Origin of the sequence: Alkalidesulfovibrio alkalitolerans DSM 16529, from assembly GCF_000422245.1 — a bacterium.
In the GTDB taxonomy this organism is placed as follows: domain Bacteria; phylum Desulfobacterota; class Desulfovibrionia; order Desulfovibrionales; family Desulfovibrionaceae; genus Alkalidesulfovibrio; species Alkalidesulfovibrio alkalitolerans.
The window spans coordinates 237,883-259,739 of the sequence record NZ_ATHI01000026.1 but is presented as its reverse complement, the minus strand read 5'-3'; the positions used below and the strand labels follow the sequence as shown (position 1 = coordinate 259,739).

Annotated in this window: 18 protein-coding genes; 3 read left to right on the top strand and 15 right to left on the bottom strand. The window is 67.7% G+C overall.

What is annotated here, in order from left to right:
• Positions 1-108 precede the first annotated feature (108 nt).
• A complete protein-coding gene (locus tag DSAT_RS08675) occupies positions 109-2,592 on the bottom strand; it encodes a PEP/pyruvate-binding domain-containing protein (RefSeq protein ID WP_020887123.1) in 2,484 nt (827 codons plus the stop codon).
• A 133-nt stretch (positions 2,593-2,725) separates the two neighbouring features.
• The gene (locus DSAT_RS08670; RefSeq protein WP_020887122.1) at positions 2,726-3,094 is read right to left on the bottom strand and encodes a response regulator; all 369 of its coding nucleotides are present in this window, start codon (positions 3,092-3,094) and stop codon (positions 2,726-2,728) included.
• 215 nt (positions 3,095-3,309) lie between these two features.
• On the opposite strand from DSAT_RS08670, the gene DSAT_RS08665 reads away from it, so the two are divergent.
• Both DSAT_RS08665 and DSAT_RS14875 read left to right on the top strand, forming a co-directional pair.
• Entirely contained in the window at positions 3,310-4,365 is a 1,056-nt protein-coding gene (locus tag DSAT_RS08665) for a class I fructose-bisphosphate aldolase (RefSeq protein ID WP_020887121.1), read from the top strand.
• A 148-nt stretch (positions 4,366-4,513) separates the two neighbouring features.
• Positions 4,514-6,751, top strand: a complete 2,238-nt coding sequence (locus DSAT_RS14875; protein WP_020887120.1) for an ATP-binding protein — start codon at positions 4,514-4,516, stop codon at positions 6,749-6,751.
• A 14-nt stretch (positions 6,752-6,765) separates the two neighbouring features.
• Here DSAT_RS14875 and DSAT_RS08655 read toward each other — a convergent pair whose 3' ends face one another.
• From DSAT_RS08655 to DSAT_RS08595, 13 genes are read right to left on the bottom strand one after another with little or no spacing between them, the layout of a single operon-like run.
• Positions 6,766-8,049, bottom strand: coding sequence for a phenylacetate--CoA ligase family protein (locus tag DSAT_RS08655; protein ID WP_020887119.1), 1,284 nt, complete (start codon positions 8,047-8,049; stop codon positions 6,766-6,768).
• A 9-nt stretch (positions 8,050-8,058) separates the two neighbouring features.
• Positions 8,059-8,823 (bottom strand): tryptophan synthase subunit alpha, encoded by a 765-nt coding sequence (trpA, locus tag DSAT_RS08650; protein WP_020887118.1) that lies wholly within the window; start codon positions 8,821-8,823, stop codon positions 8,059-8,061.
• Complete coding sequence (gene trpB / locus DSAT_RS08645; RefSeq protein ID WP_020887117.1) at positions 8,824-10,026, bottom strand: tryptophan synthase subunit beta; 1,203 nt, start codon at positions 10,024-10,026, stop codon at positions 8,824-8,826. It lies immediately after the preceding gene.
• Positions 10,027-10,038: 12 nt separating this feature from the next.
• Positions 10,039-10,680, bottom strand: a complete 642-nt coding sequence (locus tag DSAT_RS08640) for a phosphoribosylanthranilate isomerase (RefSeq protein ID WP_020887116.1) — start codon at positions 10,678-10,680, stop codon at positions 10,039-10,041.
• The gene (locus DSAT_RS08635; protein WP_020887115.1) at positions 10,677-11,471 is read right to left on the bottom strand and encodes an indole-3-glycerol-phosphate synthase; all 795 of its coding nucleotides are present in this window, start codon (positions 11,469-11,471) and stop codon (positions 10,677-10,679) included. The genes DSAT_RS08640 and DSAT_RS08635 overlap by 4 nt, the downstream gene beginning before the upstream one ends.
• The gene (gene trpD / locus DSAT_RS08630) at positions 11,471-12,544 is read right to left on the bottom strand and encodes an anthranilate phosphoribosyltransferase (protein WP_020887114.1); all 1,074 of its coding nucleotides are present in this window, start codon (positions 12,542-12,544) and stop codon (positions 11,471-11,473) included. The genes DSAT_RS08635 and trpD overlap by 1 nt, the downstream gene beginning before the upstream one ends.
• A gap of 13 nt (positions 12,545-12,557) precedes the next feature.
• Positions 12,558-13,133 carry an anthranilate synthase component II gene (locus tag DSAT_RS08625; protein ID WP_020887113.1) on the bottom strand — a complete coding sequence of 192 codons (576 nt, stop codon included), beginning with the start codon at positions 13,131-13,133 and terminating at the stop codon, positions 12,558-12,560.
• Complete coding sequence (locus DSAT_RS08620) at positions 13,117-14,538, bottom strand: anthranilate synthase component I family protein (protein WP_020887112.1); 1,422 nt, start codon at positions 14,536-14,538, stop codon at positions 13,117-13,119. The genes DSAT_RS08625 and DSAT_RS08620 overlap by 17 nt, the downstream gene beginning before the upstream one ends.
• The gene (locus DSAT_RS08615) at positions 14,519-15,325 is read right to left on the bottom strand and encodes a prephenate dehydrogenase/arogenate dehydrogenase family protein (protein WP_020887111.1); all 807 of its coding nucleotides are present in this window, start codon (positions 15,323-15,325) and stop codon (positions 14,519-14,521) included. Before DSAT_RS08615 ends, DSAT_RS08620 begins: the two co-directional genes overlap by 20 nt.
• Complete coding sequence (gene aroA, locus DSAT_RS08610; protein ID WP_020887110.1) at positions 15,322-16,659, bottom strand: 3-phosphoshikimate 1-carboxyvinyltransferase; 1,338 nt, start codon at positions 16,657-16,659, stop codon at positions 15,322-15,324. Before aroA ends, DSAT_RS08615 begins: the two co-directional genes overlap by 4 nt.
• The gene (gene pheA / locus DSAT_RS08605) at positions 16,656-17,858 is read right to left on the bottom strand and encodes a prephenate dehydratase (protein ID WP_020887109.1); all 1,203 of its coding nucleotides are present in this window, start codon (positions 17,856-17,858) and stop codon (positions 16,656-16,658) included. Before pheA ends, aroA begins: the two co-directional genes overlap by 4 nt.
• Positions 17,855-18,841: a 3-dehydroquinate synthase II domain-containing protein gene (locus DSAT_RS08600; RefSeq protein WP_020887108.1), complete on the bottom strand. Its 987-nt coding sequence runs from the start codon at positions 18,839-18,841 to the stop codon at positions 17,855-17,857. Before DSAT_RS08600 ends, pheA begins: the two co-directional genes overlap by 4 nt.
• Entirely contained in the window at positions 18,842-19,666 is an 825-nt protein-coding gene (locus DSAT_RS08595) for a 2-amino-3,7-dideoxy-D-threo-hept-6-ulosonate synthase (RefSeq protein ID WP_020887107.1), read from the bottom strand. It abuts the gene before it with no gap.
• Positions 19,667-20,454: 788 nt separating this feature from the next.
• On the opposite strand from DSAT_RS08595, the gene DSAT_RS08590 reads away from it, so the two are divergent.
• Positions 20,455-21,849 (top strand): ammonium transporter, encoded by a 1,395-nt coding sequence (locus tag DSAT_RS08590; RefSeq protein ID WP_020887106.1) that lies wholly within the window; start codon positions 20,455-20,457, stop codon positions 21,847-21,849.
• Positions 21,850-21,857: the final 8 nt, after the last annotated feature.

Genomic DNA, 21,857 nt, shown 5'->3' with positions numbered 1-21,857 from the left:
CGTAACGTTGCCGCTCGCCGACCCTGAACCTTGCTTGCGCCGCGCATCTGGATTTTTTTGAACGGCCTGTGAAATCGAAAACATCAATGGATCCTTCCTTTTTCGATCCTATACCATCTTTTGATCGAATGTGGAGGGGGACGAGGGACCATTCCCGGCATGCAGGGCAAGAAATTCCTCAGCCAGGGCCTGGGCCTGGGCCGCGTCGCCAAGCGCCATGTCCATAAGCCTCGTCTTCCCCAGAAGAACGCCGAGCAGGCGCAGGGCGCCAAGCGTCTCGGCGGCCGGACGCCGCGAGAACACGGCGTCGATCAGGTCGCCCCTGGTCTTGATCGCAAACCCCTGGCGGGCCAGCACCTCGCGCAGGAATTCCAGGCGCAGCAGACGGCGGTCGAAATCCGCGCCGCCACCCTTGAAGCGGAAAGAGACATAATTGGCCTCGTCGCGCTCTCCGCTCAGGGCGTCCACCACGGCAAAGTGGTAGCCGAAGCGGATCATGGCATGACAGTAGTCGCGCGCCAGCAGCGCGAAACTCGACAGGTTCTTGTCCGAGAGGCTTATAACCCCGCCCGCGACCCGGTCGAAGTGTTCCCAGTCGAGGTGCTTGAGCCCCTCGCTCCAGGTCACGGAGGGATCGGTCAACCCTTCCCACAGAGCGTGCATGGGTGCGGAGAGAAGCGCCTCGGCAGGCACCGAGGCGTCGGCTAGGTCCCAATTCACGCCGCCGTCCAGATCGAGCACGTAGAACGAGAGCGGCAGGCTCGTGGCCAGGGGCCGTGCGCCGCCAAGACCGCGTCCGCCCTCCGAGAGACTGAACATCTCGGCCACGCCCTTTTCGTGGCAAAAGCGCACGATGTCGTGCAGGCTCTCGCAGTTTTCGGGCGAAAAACTCGGGGATTCGGGGTCGAGCAGCGTGAGGCGCGCAAGCGACGGCATGACCGGGGCCAGCCGTTCGCCAAGACGCGTGGGAGGCCTCGCGCGCTCTCGCCGGGCGCGCTCGCGCAGTTCCTCGACCACGCCCTCGTAGACCACGCCCGCGTCCGCATCCACGGTCACCACCCTGCCGGGCGAGAGCGCGCTCATGACGTCTTTCGCGCCCACGAGCACCGGCACTCCGTGCTCACGCGCCACGGAGGCGAAGTGCCCGGCCCGGCTCCCGGCGGGCGAGACCACGGCCGTGAGGCGGCCCATGGCCGAGACGAGGCGGGGCGAAAGCGTACGGCAGACGACCACTGCTCCGGCCGGAATGTCGCGGCCGTCGTCGCCGTGCGAGGGAAAATGGACCCGGCCCACTGCCACGCCGCCAGAGGCGGTCAGCGCGCCCGAAAGGAGCACCGGATTGGCGATGCCGGGGCAGGTCTCGACTCTCGGATCGCAGGGCGCGGCCTCCTCGCGCCGAAACGGCCTCGCCTGAACCACGTAAAGACCGCCCGAAGCATCCAGGCACCATTCGATGTCCTGCGCCACGCCCGCGTCCTTTTCCAGGGCCATGCCCCAGGCGAAGAGGTCGCGCAGATGCGAATCGTCGAGCAAGGCCCCTTCTTCGGGACGCTTTTGTACCGCGCCCGCCTCGCGCTCCAAATGCCAGACCGCGGGATCGGCCGACCCGTCCACGAGCTTCTCGCCCACCCCGGACACGGCGAAGATCGCGAAATGTGGCTCGTTTGGGGGGCCGTCGGCCGTGTAGCACACGCCCGAGACGGCCGGATCGAGCATGCGCAGCACGCAGGCCGCCATGGGAGACTCCTCGTCCGGCACGCCGTTTCGTATCCTGTAGGTCACGGCACGCGGCGAGTACTTGGAGGCATAGACCTCGCGCAGGGCGCGCGCCACTTCGTTCTTCGGCACAAACAGACGCGAATCGTAAAGCCCGGCGTAGGACAGCACGCCGTCCTCGCCCACGGCCGAGGAGCGCACCGCGAACAGCCTGGCCCCGGACTCGGCGAGCCGTTCCACGGCCGACTCGACCTCGGTCGCGACCTCATCGGGCAGTTCCGCCTCGTCAAGGGACTCCTGCATGAGCGCGCACAACTCGTCCAGGCCGTCGGGATCGTCCAGACGCGCTCGGGAGAGCATTTCCTCCACGGGGCCGGTCAGGCCGCCGCGTTCGAGGAACAGTTCGAAGGCCGCCGTGGTTACGGCAAAGCCTTCGGGCACGGGGATGGAAAGGGATGCGATCCGGCCGAGTCCGGCGGCCTTGCCGCCGCAAAGCTCCGGCCGCCCGGCCGCCTCGGCCATGGAAAGGATGTAGGGCGGCCCCAAGGGACTTCTAAGCGATGCGAAGACGGACGCGACCTCGGCCTCGATGGCGTCGAGACGTTCGCGCAGCGCCTCGTAGACCCCGGGCCGCATCTCGCACAGGGCATCCACAAGTCCGTGCACGGACCAGGAAAAAGCGCGCTGCAAGGCCGCGACCCTGGTCCAGTCGGCCGCGATCTGACCGTGATGGATCTCCTCGATCTCGGTCATGCTCTCCAGGGCGCGCTTGTCGTGGGCCAACAGGCGTCGAAAGGCCTCGTAACGACGCCTGAGCGACGCCTCGGGCGTGAACAGGCGCTCGGCCCAGATGCGCAGGAAGCGGGCTAGCTGCATGGCGCTCCCTCATGGCCCGGCCGACCCGGAAAAGGCTCCCCCCTTCAACCGGGCATTGCCGAACAGCCGGCAGATAAACGGATCAAAAGACCGTGCGACCCTAAAGACGCGCAGAACGTTCCCCGAAGGCCGATCAGCGGCTTCCTTCCTCCAAGGCGATGGCCACTTTTTCTTCAAGCTCGTCCTTGTCGATGGGCTTGACGCAGTACTCGAAGGCTCCGAGCTTCTGGGCCTCGCGCGCCGTCTCCAGAGTGGGATAGCCGGTGAGCATGATGACCCGTGTGCCCGGGGAGCGGCGCTTGAGCTCGTCGAGCACCTCCACCCCGCTCATCTTCTTCAGCTTGATGTCGAGGATGGCGATGTCCACATGATTCTTCTCCACGTAGGCCAAGGCTTTCTCCTCCTCGGTGAATGCCTCCACCTCGTGACCCTTGCGCGTCAGGATGCGCTTGATCATCACTCCGGCATCCAGCACGTCGTCCAGCACTATGATCCTGGCCATGCGTCCTCCTCGCTATGATCCGCTGGCCCGAGCCAAGCGTTCCTTTCAATCTAGCCGCAATCCCGCTCTTTTGCCAGCCTCGCCGTTTCGGCCTGCCGACTTTCCAGGCAGGGCTCGTGAAAGTTGAAAAGCCTTTCCCATCCGGCCCGTTTGCAGGTAGGATATATAAAACTCCGTCATCATCCGCCGCGCGCGGCCCAACAAAGGAGCATCCCATGACCGACATCGCCTCGCTGCTCGGCGCTGAAGCCGAAAGCCTGCTCACCCACCGCTGCACCACCTTCCCCAAGGAGAACCTGCATCTGCCCGGCCCGGACTTCGTGGACCGCGTCTGGGCGCTCTCCGACCGCTCGCCGGGCGTCCTGCGCAGCCTGCAGAGCCTCTTCGACCACGGCCGCCTGCGCGGCACGGGCTACCTCTCCATCCTGCCCGTGGACCAGGGCATCGAGCATTCGGCCGCGGCCTCCTTCGCTCCGGAGCCCGCCTATTTCGACCCCGAGAACATCGTCAAGCTGGCCATCGAGGGCGGCTGCAACGCCGTGGCCTCGACCCTGGGCGTACTCGCCTGCGTGGCCAGAAAATACGCCCACAAGATCCCCTTCATCCTGAAGCTCAACCACAACGAAACCATGACACTGCCCGCCAAGCACGACCAAATTCCCTTCGCCAGCGTCCGCCAAGCCTTCGACATGGGCGCGGTGGCCGTGGGCGCGACGGTCTACTTCGGCGCGCCCGAATCGAACCGCCAGTTGCAGGAGGTCGCCGAAGCCTTCCAGGAGGCCCACGAGCTGGGCATGGCCACCATTCTGTGGGCCTACACACGCAACAACGCCTTCAAGAAGGACGGCGTTGACTACCACACCGCCGCCGATCTCACGGGCCAGGCCAACCACCTCGCCAGCACCATCCACGCGGACATCGTCAAGCAGAAGGCCCCCACGGTGAACGGCGGCTACAAGAACATCGGCTTTTCTTTCGCCTATACCAACGACCGCGTGTACGGCGAGTTGTGCACCGACCACCCCGTGGACATGACCCGCTACCAAGTGGCCAACTGCTACATGGGCCGCTGCGGACTCATCAACTCCGGCGGCGGATCGGGCGCGAACGACTTCGCCGAGGCCGTGCGCACGGCGGTCATCAACAAGCGCGCGGGCGGCATGGGACTCATCTCGGGCCGCAAGGCCTTCCAGCGGCCCATGGCCGAGGGCGCGAAGCTGCTGCACGCCATCCAGGATGTCTATCTGGACTCTTCCGTGACCATCGCCTAAAGCGTCATAACAGACCATGCGGGGCGGAAAATCCCTTTCCGTCCCGCTCGTCCTGACCAGGAAACCGCATGCCGCCGAGTCCCGAACGCGTCTTGCGCTCCGCGCGCCGCCCGCGCGCGACCAGACCCCGCCGCCACGGAGCAGCCACGTGAACGAGCGCGCGCCCTCAATCAAGCAGGCCGTGCTCCTGCCGGTGGCGCTATGCATCCTCGCGCTCATCGGGCTGGCCACGGCCGGATTCTGGCGGCTGATGGTGTCGCAGTCCGAGCACGAAGCGCTCGCCATGGGAGCGCGCCTCGAACGCGAGATCATCCGAAGCATTGAGCACGACGCCGCACTCTTCTCGGGCTTCATGGATTTCCTGGCCAGCGATCCGCCACTCATCGCGGCGCTGGCCACCCGCGACCGCGTACGACTGGCCTCGCTCGCGGGTCCGGCCTACGAGCGGCTGAACAGCCGCTTCCGCGTGACGCATCTGTATTTCATCGACGCGCAGGGCACGGCGCTCTTGCGGATGCACTCTCCTTCGCTCTTCGGCGACCGCATCGACCGCAAGACCCTACGCGACGCCCGCGCCACGGAAAAGGAGGCGCACGGCTTGGAGCTTGGGCCGCTTGGCTCGTTCAGTCTGCGCGTGGTCCGCCCCGTGTCGCTCGACGGCCATGTGATCGGGTTCATCGAGATCAGCGAGGACATCGAGCACATCCTTCCCGCCCTGGCCAGGCTGTTGGACGTGGAACTCGTGCTGACCCTGGACAAGCGCCACCTGGACCGCGACTCGTGGCTGCAAGGCAAGGGCGCGCAGATCGGCAGCGACTGGGACCGCCTGCCCGGCGCGGTCGTGGTCCAATCGACCTTGCCCGCCTTCCCCGACGACCTTGCCCGCCGCCTTGATCCGTCCACGAACGAAGGGCTGACCACAACCCTGAACGGAAATTTAGGCGCAAACAGTCCCTTCGTGATCGAAACCGGCGAGCGCCGCTACCTGGCCGTGACCATGCCGGTAAAGGATGACTGGGGCGAGCCCGTGGCCCGACTGGCCATGCTCCGCGACACGAGCGCGCGGTTTGCGGCCATGCAGGGTTTTTTGGTCTCGCTCGGCCTTTCCGGCCTCGTCATCGCCTTGTTCCTCATGCTCTTCATCAACGCGCGCATCGGCCGCGTCGAGGGCGACCTCGAAAAGGCGCTGGACAGCCTGCGCAGCGAGGTGGAGAAACACGACAGAGCGCGCTCCGAATTGGCCGTGGCCACGCAGCGAGCGCTTGCGGCCAGCCGGGCCAAGTCGGAATTCCTGGCGACCATGAGCCATGAGATCAAGACTCCCCTGAACGGCATCATCGGCTTCACGGAAATGACGCTCGAAAGCGACCTCGATCCGGAGCAGGCCCAGAACCTAAAATACGTGCTCTCCTCGGGCCGCTCGCTGCTGGCCGTGGTCAACGACGTGCTGGAACTGTCCGGCATCGATGCCGGACGCATGGAGATATCCACATCGCCGTTCGCGCTCGAACCGCTCGTGGCAGGGGTCCGGGAACTCTTCGCGCCGGAGGCCTCGCGCAAGGGGCTTGGGATCGAAGCCGGGGTGGACGAAGGGCTGCCCCAGGTGTTCCTGGGCGATCCGGGCCGCATCCGCCAGGTGCTGGTGAATCTCGTGGGCAACGCGGTCAAGTTCACGGATCAAGGCGGCGTGCGGCTGCGCGTGCAGGGCCACGCCGATAAGGACGGCCGAACGCGCCTGTCCTTCGCCGTCTCCGATACTGGGCCGGGCATTGCGCCGGACGATCTGGAACGCATCTTCGAGCCCTTCACCCAGCTTGAGGAGACGCGCACGCGACAGCACTCCGGCATGGGCCTTGGACTCGCCCTGGCGCGCCGTCTGGCCCAGGCCATGGATGGCGAGGTGCATGCCGAAAGCGTCCCCGGACGCGGCTCGACCTTCACCTTGTCGCTGGCCCTGCCTCCGGCCGATGAAGGCGAGGACGTCCCTGTTCCTTCCGCGCCCGCGCGGCCGCGCGTGCTGGCGGCCGAGGACAACCCGGTCAATCGCCATCTGGTCAAGCGTATTCTGGAAAAGCTGGGATACGAGGCCGTGCTCGCCGCAGACGGCCAGGAAGCGCAGGAGATGTTGCGCGAGGGCGGCTTCGCGGCCGCGATCCTCGACCTCTCCATGCCCAGGCAAAGCGGCGTCGATGTCGCAAGGGCCGTGCGCGCGGGACTGGCCGGGCCAAGCGACCTGCCGCTGCTGGCCGTGTCCGCGCACATAGAAACCTGGGAACAGGACGAAGCCCTGGCGGCGGGCTTTTCCGCCTTTCTGCAAAAGCCCTTCTCGCAGGACTCCCTGGCAAGCGCCCTTTCAGGAATTCTCGCCGCCTCCCGCGAGGGTTGAGGCCGAAAAGCCCGCTACTGCCGCTCGTCGAGCACCCGGCGCGACTTGGCGAAGGTCCGGGGCAACTCGCCGTGGTCCACGATGCGGATCTGGGCCGAGACGAGCAGGGACTTGTGCATGACTTGGCCCACGGCCTTGGCCAGCGCCTCGTCCCCGCCGCCGGTCGCGCCCTCGGCGCGCTCCACGGTCACGGCCATGTAGTCCTTGCCGTCCACGCGGGTGAGCACAATCTGGTATTCGCTGGAAAGCTCGGGGAAGCGCCCCAGCACCTCGGCCACCTGGCCGGGGTAGATGTTCACGCCGCGCACGATGACCATGTCGTCGGAGCGGCCGAGGATCTTGTCGTGACGCGGCAGCCTGACTCCGCAGGCGCACTCGCCCTCGATAAGGCGCGTGAGGTCGCGCGTGCGGTAGCGGATCAGGGGCGCGGCTTCCTTGGAGAGCGTGGTCACGACCATCTCGCCGATCTCGCCCGGAGCCACGGGGCGAAGCGTCTCGGGGTCGAGCACTTCGAGGATGTAGCAATCGGCCCAGTAGTGGATGCCGTCGTGGGCCGGGCACTCCAGGCCCGTGCCCGGACCGTAGAGTTCGGTCATGCCCACGATGTCGAAGGAGTCTTCAAGGCCCAAAAGCGCCTCGAAGCGCTCGCGCATCTTCGGGGTGTGGGGTTCGGCCCCGAAGATGCCACGCTTGAGCTTCAGGCGCGAAGACAGGCCGCGCTTCTCGACCTCCTCGGCCATGAGCAGGGCCATGGAGGCCGTGGAGCACAGCGTGGTGGCCCCAAGGTCGGTCAGGATCTGGACCTGGATGTCGAGCATGCCCGGCCCCACGGGCAGGGCCATGGCTCCAAGCCGCTCGCAGCCGAGCTGAAAGCCCACCCCGGCCGTCCACAGCCCGTAGCCCACGCAGATCTGCACGCGATCGAGCGGAGTGCAGCCCGCAAGCTCGTAGCAGCGGGCCATCATGTCCATCCAGGTGTTCACGTCGTTCTGGGTGTAGGCCAACACCTTCCTCTTGCCCGTGGTGCCCGACGAGGCGTGGATGCGCACCACCTGTTCCTCGGGCACGGAGAGCAGCGGCAGCGGGTAGCCCTCGCGCAGATCCTCCACGCTCGTGAAGGGCAGCCGCGATAGGTCGTCGAGGGAGGTCACGTCGCCGGGGCGAAGCCCCACCTCGCGAAACGTCCGCTGGTAGTGCGGCGAACCCGCGAAGGCGTGCTCCACGGTCCACTTGAGGCCCTGAAGCTGGCGCGCGGCGATCTCGTCCGCGGAAAGGTCGGGAAGGAAGCGGTGGCCCATGATCTCTCCTTATTTCAGAAACGGCCTGAGAAATTCGGCCGCGCCGCCTCCCTGGCCCACGTGCGTGACCAGGGCGCTGCCCACGACCACGGCGTCGGCCTCTCCGGCGGCCCTGGCCTGCTCCGGGGTGCGGATGCCAAAACCAAGCGCCACGGGCACGGAAAAGCTCCTGCGCGCCAGGGCCAAGCCCTCGCGCACCTCGCCCGGCAGGCTCTCGCGCGCGCCCGTAGTGCCGAGCACCGAGACGAAATAGGCGAAGCCCGAGGCATTTGCGGCATACAGCGCCATGCGTTCGGCGGATGTGTTTAGCCCGACCAGGGGGATCAGGTCCAGCCCCTCGGCGCAAAGGATTTCGCGCACCTCGTCCGCCTCCTCATAGGGCAGGTCGGGCACAATGAGCCCGTTCACCCCGGCCTTTGCCGCGTCGCGCGCAAGCCGCTGCCAGCCGTACTGCATGAAGGGGTTGACGTAGCCCATGAGCACGAGCCCGGCCGAAAGCCGCCCCTTGCGCGCCGCAAGACCCTCGATGATCTCGGCCAGGGTCACGCCGCTGGCCAGACAGACGTTGACCGCCTCCTCGATGACCGGGCCATCGGCCACTGGATCGGAAAAGGGCACGCCGATCTCGATGACGTCGGCCCCGGCCGCGTCCATGGCCTCGATCTCGGCCCAGAACCGCTCACGGTCGGGCCAGCCGCAGGGAAGATAGGGGATCACGGCCTTGCGGTCCTGTTCGTTGGCCGCGCGGATGCGCTGTTCGAGCACGGATGCCATCTATTTGCCCTCCTTGGAGAAAATCTCCTCGACGATGCCGAGGTCCTTGTCGCCCCGACCCGAAAGGCAGACCAGCACGTGCCCACCCTTGGGCAGGCGGTCCGCGTTGTCCAGCACCCAGGCCACGGCGTGCGAGGATTCGAGCGCCGGGATGATGCCCTCGCGGCGGCACAGGGCCTTGAAGGCCCTAAGCGCCTGGGCGTCGTTCACGCAGTGGTATTCCGCGCGGCCCAAGGCCTGAAGATGCGCGTGCTCCGGCCCCACGCCCGGATAATCCAGGCCCGGCGCGACCGAGTGCGAGGGCTCGATCTGGCCGTCCGGGGTTTGCAGGAGCATGGTGCGCGTGCCCTGGAACACGCCCAACGAGCCCGTGCTCAGGGTCGCGGAATGATGGCAGCCCGGCTCGCCCGTACCCGCCGCCTCCACGCCGATCAGGCGCACCGAGGTCTTGGGCACGAAGGCATGGAACATGCCCATGGCGTTGGAGCCGCCGCCCACGCAGGCCACCACCGCGTCGGGCAGCGCGCCAAGCCCCCTGGACGCGAACTGCTCCAGGGCCTCCTGGCCGATCACGGCCTGAAAGTCGCGCACGAGCTTGGGGAAGGGATGCGGCCCCACCACCGAGCCGATGCAGTAATGGGTGTCGGCCTGGTTGGCGATCCAATCCTTGAGGGCCAGGTTGATGGCGTCCTTGAGCGTCTTGGTGCCCGAGTGCGCGGCCACCACGCGCGCGCCCAGAAGCTCCATGCGGCGCACGTTGTGCGCTTGGCGCTCCACGTCCACCGCGCCCATGTAGACCACGCACTCCAGGCCGAGCATGGCCGCGGCCGTGGCCGTGGCCACGCCGTGCTGGCCCGCCCCGGTCTCGGCGATGATGCGCGGCTTGCCCATCATCTTGGTCAGCAGGGCTTGGCCGATGGTGTTGTTGATCTTGTGCGCGCCGGTGTGGTTCAGATCCTCGCGCTTGAGCCACAGATTGAGCCCCAGGTCGGCCGAAAGATTCGGGCAGCGATACAGCGACGAAGGGCGGCCCACGTAGTCGCGCAGGATCATGGTGAACTGGTCCTGAAATTCCCGTGACGGCACGATGCGCTCGACCGCCTGGGTAAGCTCCAGGATGGGCGGCATGAGCAGCTCGGGCACGTAGCGGCCGCCGAAGTCGCCGTAATAGCCCCTCTCGCTTGGTATGTGCGCGGATTGCATGATGTTTCCTTCTCAGTTTTTCAGGAGCGCGAAGGCCGCGCCCAGTTTTTCCGGATCTTTGACGCCCGGCGCGGACTCCACGCCGGAATTGAGGTCCACCCCGGCGATGCCGGGCAGGGCCAGGGCGATGGCGAGATTTTGCGGACCAAGCCCGCCCGCCACGAACACCGGGCAAGGGCTTTCGAGGCCCGCGAGCAGGCCGGGGTCGAAGGCTTGGCCGTGGCCGCCGCCCGAAGTTCCCGCGTCGAGCAGGAAAAAGGCGGCCGCGTCGGCATAGGCCCGCATCTCGTCCGCGAGCGCTTGGCCTGGAAGGCCGTCGGCCTCGTACGCGGCATAACGGGCGGGCCAAAAGACCCGGATGACGCGCGGCGCGCCCACGCGGGCGCAAAAAACCCGGTCCTGGTCGCCGTGCAACTGGGCCAGGTCCAGGCGGGCCGCGTCCATGATGGCGCGCACCTCGTCCGCGTCCTGGTCCACGAAGACGCCCACCTTGCGCGCCGAAGTCTTCGGCAGCGCGGCCACAAAGGCCGGGTCCACGTTGCGCGGGCTCTTCTTGTGGAAGATGAAGCCGAGCAGGTCCGCGCCGAGTTCGTCCGCGCGGCGAACGTCCTCCTCGCGCGTCAGGCCGCAGACCTTGACCAGGAGCCGTTTCACGCCGCGCCTCGGGCGAGCGCGGCCAGGGCCGCGCCGGGATCGCGCGCGGCCATCAGGCTCGTGCCCACGAGAATCGCGCCGTAGCCCGCGCGGCGCATGCGGGCCGCGTCGGCCGGGCCGGTGATGCCGCTGGCCGCGATCCACACTTCGTTCCCGCGCGGGCCGCCCGCAGCCTCCATGAGGCGTTCGGCATTGCCCAGGTCCGTGGTCAGGGTGTCCAGATCGCGGTTGTTGACCTGAATGAGCAAGGCCCCGGCCTCGCGCGCCATGGCAAGATCGGCCGTATCGAAGATCTCAACCACGGATTCGAGCCCAGCCGCTCCGGCCAGGGCCATGAGCCGGGCCAGGGCAGCCGCGTCGGGCAGCATGCGCGCGATGAGCAGCAGGGCCGAGGCGGGCGTGGCCGCCGTCTCCCTGATCTGCACCTCGTCGAAGAGGAAGTCCTTGCGCAGCATGGGCAGCCCCACGGGGCGGCACTGGGTGAGAAAGGCCGGATCGCCCTTGAAGTGGTCGCGCTCGGTGAGGATGGACAGCGCCGCGGCCCCGGCCTTGGCGTAAGCCTGACAGGCGTCCAGCGCCGGGATGCCGAGGTTGATGTCGCCCTTGCTCGGCGAGGCGCGCTTGTATTCTCCGATGACCGCGAGCGGCCCCTTGGCGCGCAGCGCATCCGAAAACGACGGACGACCGCCCAGATAGAAACCGGGAAGCTGGCCGCGCTTCTCGCGCTCGCGCAGGGCCTCGATCTCGGGGAGCTTGGCGGCCCGAAAACGCTCCAAGATGCCGGAAGCCATCAGCAGCCCCCCGGATGTTTGCCCTTGCCGCCGAAGGGGTCCATGAATCCGGCCAGGGGATCGAGTTCCGCGCCGTCGCTCGCGGCCGGGGCGAAGAGCGTCGCGGCCGCGCCGTCGAAGACCGCGCCGCGCGCCTGCATGGCCGCGGACTGCATGTCCCCTGCCTCGCCCAGCACGTAGAGCGCCACGGCCAGGTTCAGCATGACCATGTGCTGCATGATGATGTGGCCCTTGCCCGCGAGCAGTTCGCGCATGGCCAAAAGCGCCTCGTCCCGGCCCGCCACGGCCACGTCCTTGGGCCTGCCGCCGCCAAGGCCGAGCGCCTCGGGGTCGATGACGCCCTCGGCCACGCGGCCGCCCTCGATCCAAAGCACGCGCGAAGGGCCAAACGGCGTGACCTCGTCGAAGCCTTCGGCCCCGTGCACCACGGCCGCGCGCTCAACGCCCGAGCGGGCCAGAACCTCGGCCACCACGGGCATCAGGTTCGGCTCGGCCACGCCCACGATCTGGTGCGTGGGCCTGGCGGGGTTGAGCAGCGGCCCCATGACGTTGAACAGGGTGCGAAGCCCCAGGTCGCGGCGCACCGGGCCGACGTTCTTGAAGGCCGGGTGGTAGGCGGGCGCGAAAAGGAAGGCGAAGCCCGTGCGGGCAAGCTCGGCGGCCACGTCCTCGGGCGGCAGGTCCAGGGGCAGGCCCAGGGCCTCCAGCACATCCGCGCTGCCGCACGACGAGGAGACCGAGCGGTTGCCGTGTTTGACCACCTTGTGGCCCATGGCCGCCAGGATCAATGCCACGGCCGTGGAGCAGTTGAAGGAGCAGCGGTTGTCGCCGCCCGTGCCGCAGGTGTCGATGCGCGGCCCGAAGAGGCCGGGCACGGGCCTAGCCGCGCGCAGGCAGACGTTCACCCCGGCGGCCAGTTCGTCGGCCGTCTCGCCCTTGGCGCGAAGCCCCATCAGGAACGCCCCGGCCTGGGCTGGCGTCATCTCGCCGGAAAGGAGCAGGGAGAAGGCTTCCTCGGCCTGCCCAGGGGTCAAATGCTCGCGCCGGGCGAGCGATTCCAATATCTCGCGCATGTATCGTCTCCTTTCAGGACAGGAGGGCCTTGGGGAAGTTCGCCAAGAGCCGCATGCCGTCCGGGGTGAGAATGGATTCGGGATGAAACTGCACCCCGGCCCAGGGGCGGTCCTTGTAGCGAAGCCCCATGACCTCGCCCTGGTCCGTGGTCCTGGCCGTGACTTGCAGCAGGTCGCTTCGCTCGGCCGGGACCAGGAGCGAATGGTAGCGGCAGACCTCCATGGGCTCGGGCAGGCCCGTGAAGAGCCCCGTACCGTCGTGGCCGACCTCGGAGGTCTTGCCGTGCATGATGCGCTCGGCAACGAAGACCGGCGCGCCCGCGAAGTGGCCCAGGATCTGGTGTCCCAGGCACACGCCGAGCACGGGCGTGGTCTTGGGCAGCCGTTCGAGGAATTGCAGGCACAGTCCCGCGTTCTCGGGCCGCGAGGGACCGGGCGAGATGCAGACCATCTCCAGGTCAGGCGAGGCCGCCAGATCGAGGAGTTCGGGACGGTCGTTGCGCACCACCACGGGATCGCGGCCGAGCATCTGGAAGGCCTGCACGAGGTTGAAGGTGAAGGAGTCGAAGTTGTCAATCAGCAAAAACATCGCCCGTCCCTCCGCCTTCGAGAATCTTGCGCACCGCGCGCAGCTTGTTGTTCACCTCGTCCCATTCCTTTTCCGGCACCGAGTCGTGCACGATGCCCGCCCCGGCCTGCCAGGAGACCGTGCCGTTTCGCACCCACAGGGTGCGGATGAGGATGCCGGTGTCGAGGTCCACGCGCCCCTCGTCCAGGCCGAGCCAGCCCACGGCCCCGCCGTAAGGGCCGCGCGGCAGGTTCTCCAGGTCGGCGATGATCTCCATGGCCCGCACCTTGGGCGCGCCCGAAAGCGTCCCGGCCGGGAAGGTCGAGGCCAAAACGTCCAGCGCGTCCACGTCCTTTCGCGCCGTGGCCTCCACGTAGGAGGTCAGGTGCATGACGTGGGAGAAGCGCTCCACGTTCATGAACTGCTCCACGCGCACCGTGCCCGGCGCGGCGATGCGGCCCAGGTCGTTGCGCCCCAGGTCCACGAGCATGACGTGCTCGGCGCGCTCCTTGGGATCGGCCAGCAGGTCCAGGGCCAGCGCTTCGTCCTCGGCCGGGGTCTCGCCGCGCGGCCGGGTGCCCGCGATGGGCCGCGTCTCCAGGAGGCCGCCCTGGCACTTGACCAGCAACTCGGGCGATGAGCCCGCCAGGGTGATCTCGGGCAGGCGCATGTAGAACATGTAGGGCGAGGGGTTCACCTGCCTGAGCCTGCGGTACAAGGTGAAGGGATCGCCCGAGAAGGGGGCCTCGAAGCGGTTGGCCACGACCACCTGGATGCACTCGCCCTGGCGGATCATCTCCTTGGCCGCGCGCACGTTGTCCATGAAGCGCTCGGGGCCGGGCCGCATGGCGATCTCGCCCACCACCGGGGCCTTGGCGGGCCGCGTGACGCGCGCCTGATCGAAGGCCGGGGGGGCGGCTTCGTCGGCCTCCCAGGTCAGGTGGCAGCAGCGGTGGTGCAGGTGGTCGTAGAGCACCACATGGCCGGGCAGGACCATCACCCCCTCGGCCTGTTCGGGCGGAACCAGGGGGGCGATCTTCTCCTCGAAGAGCCCGGCCATGCCGTAGCCGAAATAGCCGATCAGGGAACGGGTGATGGGCGGAAGGTCCAATGCCTCGTCGGGCGGCTCGATGACGATGCCCTGCATGGCGCGGCGCAGGCCGTCGAGATAGTTCTCGCCGTGCAGGCGGTTGCAGGCGGCCACGCGGGTGTCGCCCGCGAGCACCTCCATGCGGCCTTCCTTGCAGGAGAGGATGAGCCTGAAGTCCCAGGCGATGAGGGAGTGGCGGCCCAGCCGCCCGTCCACCTCGGCGCTCTCCAGGAGAATGCCGGGGCCCTCGCCCACCAGCCCGAGATAGAGGCTGATGGGCGTCTGGATGTCCGCGGGCAGGAACCTGGCCCGCTGCTTAAGCCTGATTGGTCGCATGATCCGCTCCTGACGTGGTTTCCTGGCGGCGGGCTTCATCGCTCCACCACCAGCGGGCGCGCTCGACCAGGAGATCGACATCGCCACCCGCCGCCACGTTCAAGTGGGAACGGAAGATGCGGACAGCCTCCTGGCTGGCCGGGTTGGATTCGAACATTGCCTCGAACATGGGCGCGTCGCGCAGGCACATCTTGCGCGCGGCCTCAAGACGGCGGCGAAAGCTCGGGGTGACGAACTTGAGCACGCCTTCATGGCTGGCCACCGTGGCCAGATAGGCCACCGTGGTCACGAAATTGAGCCCCTGCACCAGCGATTGCCCCTGGTCGTGCTCGCGGGCGCTGACCGTGAAGGAGATGAAGCCAAGCCGCTCCATGAAGGCCGAGACCTCGGCCAGGGCTTCGTCGCCTCGGCCGGGGCACACGGCCACGCGCCTGTCCTCGGGCGCGGGCAGCACGCCGCCGAAAAGCGGGTGCGTGCCCACCACCGGGCCCTCGTGGACCGCGAGCATCTGACGCAGCGGCGTGGCCTTCACGGAACAGACGTCGCACAGGATCTGGGTCTTCGTGAGCAGCGGCGCGAGAATGCCGAGCACCGGCCCCATGGCGTCGATGGGCACGCACAAAAGCACCATGTCCGCGCCCGCCAGGGCCTCGCGCGCCGCCTTCTCCACAAGCGGCTTGTCCAGGGTCCGCACCTCGCACCCGGCGGCCTTGGCGCGCGAGACGAACATCGCGCCCATCTCGCCGCGCGCCCCGACCACGGCCAACGTCCTGATCTCGCGGCTCACGCGCCCCTCCCGGCCATGACCCTGGCCCACTCGGCGAAGAAGCCGGGGAAGGACTTGGACACGCAGCCCGGATCGTCCAGGCGGACCTCGATGCCCGCAAGCCCGTAAAGGCTCGCGCTCATGGCCATGCGGTGGTCGCCGAAGGTGGCGAAGTCGATGCCGCCCGTCCTGAATGCGCCGCGCGCGACGCGGATGCCGTCCGCGAAGACTTCGGCAGTGGCCCCGGCGCGGCGCAGGTTCTCGGCCGCCGCTTCGAGCCTGTCGGACTCCTTGATGCGCAGGTGGGCCACGTTCCTGATCACGGTCTCGCCTTCGGCGAAAGCGGCCAGGGCCGCGACCGTGGGCACGAGGTCCGGGCAGCGGCCCATGTCCACCTCGATGCCGCGAAGCCCGGCCGGAGCGATGGTCACATGGTCCTCGCCGCGCGCGATGTCCGCGCCGAAGGCGGCCAGGATGTCCAGCATGGCCCGGTCGCCCTGGGCCGAGTCGGGCCGAATGCCGCGCACCGTGACCGGCGCGGGGCCGATGGCCCCTGCGGCCAGGAAGTAGGAGGCGCTGGACCAGTCGCCCTCCACGGAGTAGGCGCGCGGCGTGTAGGACGAGGGCTCCACGGCCAGCCTCAGTTCGCCGGGCCTGGCCTCGGCCACCTCGCGCCAGGCGATGGGCGCGAAGGTTTCGCCCCGGCGCGCCAGGACCTGGAAGCGGCAGCCGAAATCCTCCATGACCTGCAAGGTCAAGGAGACGTAGGGCCAGGAGACGACCTTTTGCCCCGCGATCTCCAGGACCACGGCGCGCTCGGCCAACGGCGCGGCCAGAAGCAGCCCGGAGAGGTACTGGCTCGACTCGTCGAGCGAGACCTGGGCCAGCCCGCCCCGCAGGCCGTCGGTGAGCACGCGCAGCGGCGGAAAGCCGGGCTTCTCCAGCCACTGCACCTCCGCGCCCAGGCTGTGCAGGGCCGTGGCCAGCGAGCCGATGGGCCGCTCGTGCATGCGCGGCGCGCCGCGCACCTCGAAGACGCCGTGCCCGGCCGCGGCCACGGCGGTCAGCAGGCGGCAGGTAGTGCCGGACTCGTGCACGTCCAGGACCACGGGCGCGTCGCCGCCGCGCAGGGGGCCGCCGCACAGCCCGCCCGGACGGCCCACGACCTCGAAGTCGCCGCCGTCGAGTTCGGCGATGCGCACCCCGCCCGCCTCCAGGCAGGCCCGGGTCACGGAGAGGTCCACGCTGCGCAGGACGTTGGCGATGCGACTCACGCCGTTGGCCAGGCCCGCGGCGATGAGCGCGCGATGGGAAAGAGACTTGGACGGCGGTGCGGTGATGGTCACGGCGTTCATGCGTCCTCCGGTGCGGCGGCCGAATCCGGCTTGGTGTCCAAAAGCGGCCCCCTGGGGTATGCGCCGAGCACTTTGAGGCTCGCGCAGGCGTCTGCCAGCCCGGCCAGCGCGGCGGCGTTGTCCTCGCGGCCCAGATCGCATTCGAGGTCCGCGAAGAAGGCGTATCTCCACTTCTCGCCCTTGACCGGCCGCGATTCGAGCTTGGAGAGGTTGACGTCCTGCGCGGCCAGGACGTCCAGGACTCCGGCCAGCGCGCCGGGCTTGTCGGGCGTGGTGAAGATGATCGATGTCTTGGCGTTTTCCGGCCCCGGCTTGTTGGCCGCGCGAGAGATCACGAAAAAGCGCGTCCAGTTGTCGGGATAGTCCTCGATGGGCGCGGCCAGCACGTTCAGCCCGGTCATGGCCGCAAGGCGCGGATGGCCGATGGCCGCGCTGCCCTGGCCCCGTCCGGCCGCCACCTTGCGCGCGGCCGCGGCCGTGCTCTCCACGGGCAAAAGCTCGGCTCCGGGCAGGTTGGCGCGCAACCAGCCGCCGCACTGCTCCAGCGGCTGCGGATGCGAGAGCACGCGGCGCACGTCGGAGAGTTCGCCGCCCTTGGCCATCAGGCAATGGCTGATGCGCGCGAAGAGCTCGGCCTGCACGTGGACGCCGTATTTCATGAGGCAGTCCAGGCTCTGGCCCACGGCCCCTTGCAGCGAATTCTCGATGGGGATGACGCCCAGGTCGGCCTCGCCCGAGGCCACGGAGGCGAAGACGCCCTCGATGTGCGGACGCGGCGTGTACTCCGAGGACGCGCCGAGATAGCTGAGCCCAGCGAAATGCGAGAACGTGCCCTCGGGCCCGAGATAGACCACGGAAATGGTGCGCTGCAGGCTGCGCGAGGAGGAGATGATCTCGCGGTAGATGGCCCGAAGGTGTTCGTCGGGCAGCGGCCCCTGGTTCATGCGGCCGAGCTTTTCGAGCAACTTCTCCTCGCGGCCGGGCTTGAAGACCTGCCCCGAGCCGCCCGCCTTGATGCGCCCCACGCGGCGCGAGACGCGCGCGCGGCGGTTCAAGAGTTCGAGGATATCCTCGTCGATGGCGTCGATCTCGCGCCGCACGGCCGAAAGCACGGTCTCGTCCGCGATGCGGCCCTCGCCGCGCGTCTCGTCGCGGCCTTTCTCGGCCCGCGCCTCGGGTTTCACGTCATCGGGGTTCATGCTTCCACGATCTCCTCGTCAACGGCCATGCCGAAATGGCGTCCGGCCTTGTCCAGGCGCACGAGCACCTCGTCGCCTTCCTTGATCTCCACCACGCTCACGGGCGAGCCGTCGGGCCGCACCAGGCGGATGGTCTCCGCGTTCTGCAAAAAGACGCCGCCGCGCCTGCCGTCCACCTCGGCCTCGAAGGCCAGCATGGGCCGGATCTCGACCTTGGCGCGGCCGACCACGGCCGTGCGCGTGGAGCCGTCGGCAGAGGCCACGAGCACCTCGTCGCCGCCGCGCAGTTCCTCCAGATAGCGGGTCCGGCCGTCGGCCATGAAGACGTAGGCATGCACGGCCCCAGCATTGACCCTGAAGGGCCGCGCGGCCACGTAGGGGTTGGATTCGGTCTCGGCGTGCACGAGGAAGGTGAAGCCCGATGAGTTGCCCGTGAGCAGCCCCTGCCCGCGCGCCAGCACCGAGAGGGTGTCCACGCAGACGCGATGCCCCAGGCCGACGTTTCGCACGGCCACGACCCGTGCGGGCACGAGATCCACCGCGCCGCGCGAGAGCTTCAGCTCGGCCACGATGCGCGAGAGCTCGCCCGCGCCCTCGGGCGTGACCACCACTTGCGCGACGCCGCGTTCGAGCACCCCGGCCGCGAGCCGCGCCTCGTCGAGGCTGCGGGCCTCGGCGGCCAGCGCGCCGCTGCCGGGGTTTCCGGCCACGGCCAGCAGGTTCTCCATGGGGATGATCTCCCAGGGAGCCTCGATGAGCACGGCTCGCCCCTGCGAAAGGGCGCTCGCGGCGCGCTCCTCGTCGGACTTGTCCTCGATGCGCACGACCTCGTAATCGGCGGGCGTAAGCACGCTCACCCGGCCCAGGGCGCGCACGTCGTCGGCCCGCTCGGGCTCGCAGAGCACGGCGTCCACGCCGCTCTCAAGGGCCGTGGTCACGTCATCCTTGGCGAAAGGAACGGCCCGAAAGATCACGCGGCGCATCTACGCCTCCTTCCCGGTTTCGAGGAACTCCATGGCCTGGGCCACTTCCCAGTCCTCATGGACCACGCCGCGCAGCGCCCTTACCACGGCGCGCGGGTCGTCGGCCTGGAAGATGTTGCGGCCGATGGACAGGCCGCGCCCGCCCGCGAGCACGGAGTCGTGGACCATCTGCACCAGATCGCGGGTGTTCTCGAGCTTCTCGCCGCCCGCGATGAGCACGGGCACGCAGCAAGCCTCCACGACCCGGGCGAAGGATTCGATATCGCCGGTGTAGGGCACCTTGATGACGTCCGCGCCGAGCTCGACGCCCGTGCGCGCGCAATGGGCCACCACGTCGGGGTCGTAGGGATTGTCGATCTTGGGTCCGCGCGCGTACATCATGGCCAGGACCGGGATGCCGTAACGCGCGGCGTCGGAGGTCACGCGGCCCAGGTCGCGCAGCATGTCGCGCTCGGTCTCGTCGCCCAGGTTGATGTGCAGCGAGACCGCGTCCGCGCCCAGGCAGATGGCGTCCTCCACCGTGGCCACGATGCATTTGGCGTTGGGGAATGGAGAGAGCGCGGTGGATGCGGAGAGGTGGCAGATGAGGCCGATGTCCTTGCCGCCGCCGCGGTGCCCGCAGCGGATCAGCCCCTTTTGCATGAGCACGGCGTTGGCCCCGCCGGAAGCGATGTGGTTCACGGTCTCGCGCAGGTCCACAAGGCCGTAGATGGGCCCCACGGAGACGCCGTGGTCGAGCGGGACCACGATGGCGCGGCGGGTCTGGCGGTTGAAGATGCGTTCGAGGCGGATGCTCTTACCGATCTGGATACTGCCCTGGTCCATGATCCTTCTCCTTGGCCTTCCTCGGGTTTCGCGCCGACGCCCGGCGGTTTTTCCCCCGAAAAAAACAAGGGGCCGCCGGCTTTTCGCCTGCGGCCCCTCGGGTGGCTTGCTTTGGTTGTATGATTCCTAGGCTATGCCACGCACCTGACCACAGGCCTGTCCATAATACCAATACCAGCGCCAAAAGGAGGCGGCGGAAAAGGAGGAGAGGACGGTGGTCGGACGGTTCATGGCGTTGCTCTTATCCCCGTGTCGAAATCGGTGTCAAGCGAAAAAGCGGATAAAATAGAGCCGGTATCGAAATCCTCGAAACTTTGTTTTCGCGAATGAAAAAATTTACAGCTTTCAGTGGCGCGTATTTTTCAGTTTTATTCTTTTTTGTAAAAATAAATTTTGGATAACAAAAATGTACCTACCTGGCGCGACGCCCTCCTGCCGGGCATACGCGCCATGCGGGGCAGCCCACACCACCGGCTCCCCATTTCCATGCCCAAGCTGTCGAATCACTTGAGATTTCATAGCCACAGCCCCCCTGGGACGCCTCGTCGACAGACCGTCTCCGCTATTGCCGGAACGCCCCCGACTCCCTGTTCAGCACCGCTTTCGGAGCTGTGAAGCACCTCAAGACACGCCTCTTGATATTTACAAAAAAAGAAAACAGGGATGGATGTCAATTTGCTATTATCAAACAAAATCAACTCATTATGAATTGGCACAGCTTTTTGCAATGTCCGAGCGTGCCCACGGCCCCGGCCGATACCCGAACACATTTCTGGAGGAGGTTTTCCATGACGATTTCCCGCTTCTCGCCCGCAAAGGCCGCCAGATGGGCCCTGCCCGCCGCCCTGGCCTGCGCGTTCCTGGCGCTGCCCGACCCGGCGCACGCCGAAGACGGCATCGAGTTCCTGACCCAGGCCAACGCCAACATCCTGTGGACCCTCGTGGCCGCCCTGCTCGTCTTCTTCATGCAGGCCGGATTCGCATGCGTGGAGGCTGGGTTCACCCGTGCCAAGTCCGCAGGCAACATCATCATGAAGAACTTCCTGGACTTCGGCGCTGGACAAGTGACCTTCCTGTTCCTGGGCTTCGCCCTGATGTTCGGTACCGACGCCTTCGGCCTCTTCGGCACGAGCGGATTCGGTCTTTCGGGCCTGACGCTCGACTACGGCAACTTCGACGATTCGAGTTGGAACATCACCTTCTGGCTCTTCCAGAGCGTCTTCGCGGCCACCGCCGCGACCATCGTTTCCGGAGGCATGGCCGAGCGCACCAAGTTCAGCTCCTACATCATCATCTCCGTGCTGGTCACCGGCCTCATCTACCCCATCTCCGGCCACTGGGCCTGGGGCGGCCTGAACGGCGACGCCTCGGCCGGCTGGCTCGAGAATCTCGGCTTCATGGACTTCGCGGGCTCCTCCGTTGTCCACTCCGTGGGCGGCTGGGTGGCCCTGGCCGGCGCCCTGGTGCTCGGCCCGCGCATGGGCAAGTACGGTCCCGACGGCAAGCCCCGCGCCATCCCCGGCCACAACATCCCGCTGGGCGCGCTTGGCGTGTTCATCCTCTGGTTCGGCTGGTTCGGCTTCAACGCCGGGTCCACCACCACGGCCGACAACACCATCGGCCTGATCGCCGCCAACACCTCCCTGGCCGCCGCCGCCGGCGTGCTCGGCGCCATGGCCACTTCCTGGGTGCGATTCGGCAAGCCTGACATGTCCATGACCATGAACGGTGCGCTGGCAGGTCTCGTGGGCATCACCGCTCCCTGCTTCACCGTCTCGCCCATGGGTTCTCTCGCCATCGGCCTGGTCGCGGGCGTGCTCGTGGTGCTCTCCATCGAATTCATCGACAAGGTCTTGCGGGTCGACGACCCCGTGGGCGCGGTCTCAGTGCACGGCGTGTGCGGCGTGTGGGGCACCCTGGCCTGCGGCCTGTTCACCGTGCCGGGCCTGAACGACGGCGCGGGCGGCCTCTTCTACGGCGGCGGCTTCGACATCCTGGGCGTGCAGGCCCTGGGCGCGGCGGCCTACTTCGTCTGGGCCTTCGGCATGGGCCTCGTGGTCATGCTGCTGGTCAAGGCGCTCTTCGGCCTGCGCGTCTCAGAGGAAGAGGAAATCAAGGGGCTGGATATCACCGAGCACGGCTCCGAAGCCTACTCCGGCTTCCAGATTTTCCGCACCGAGTAACCGTACAC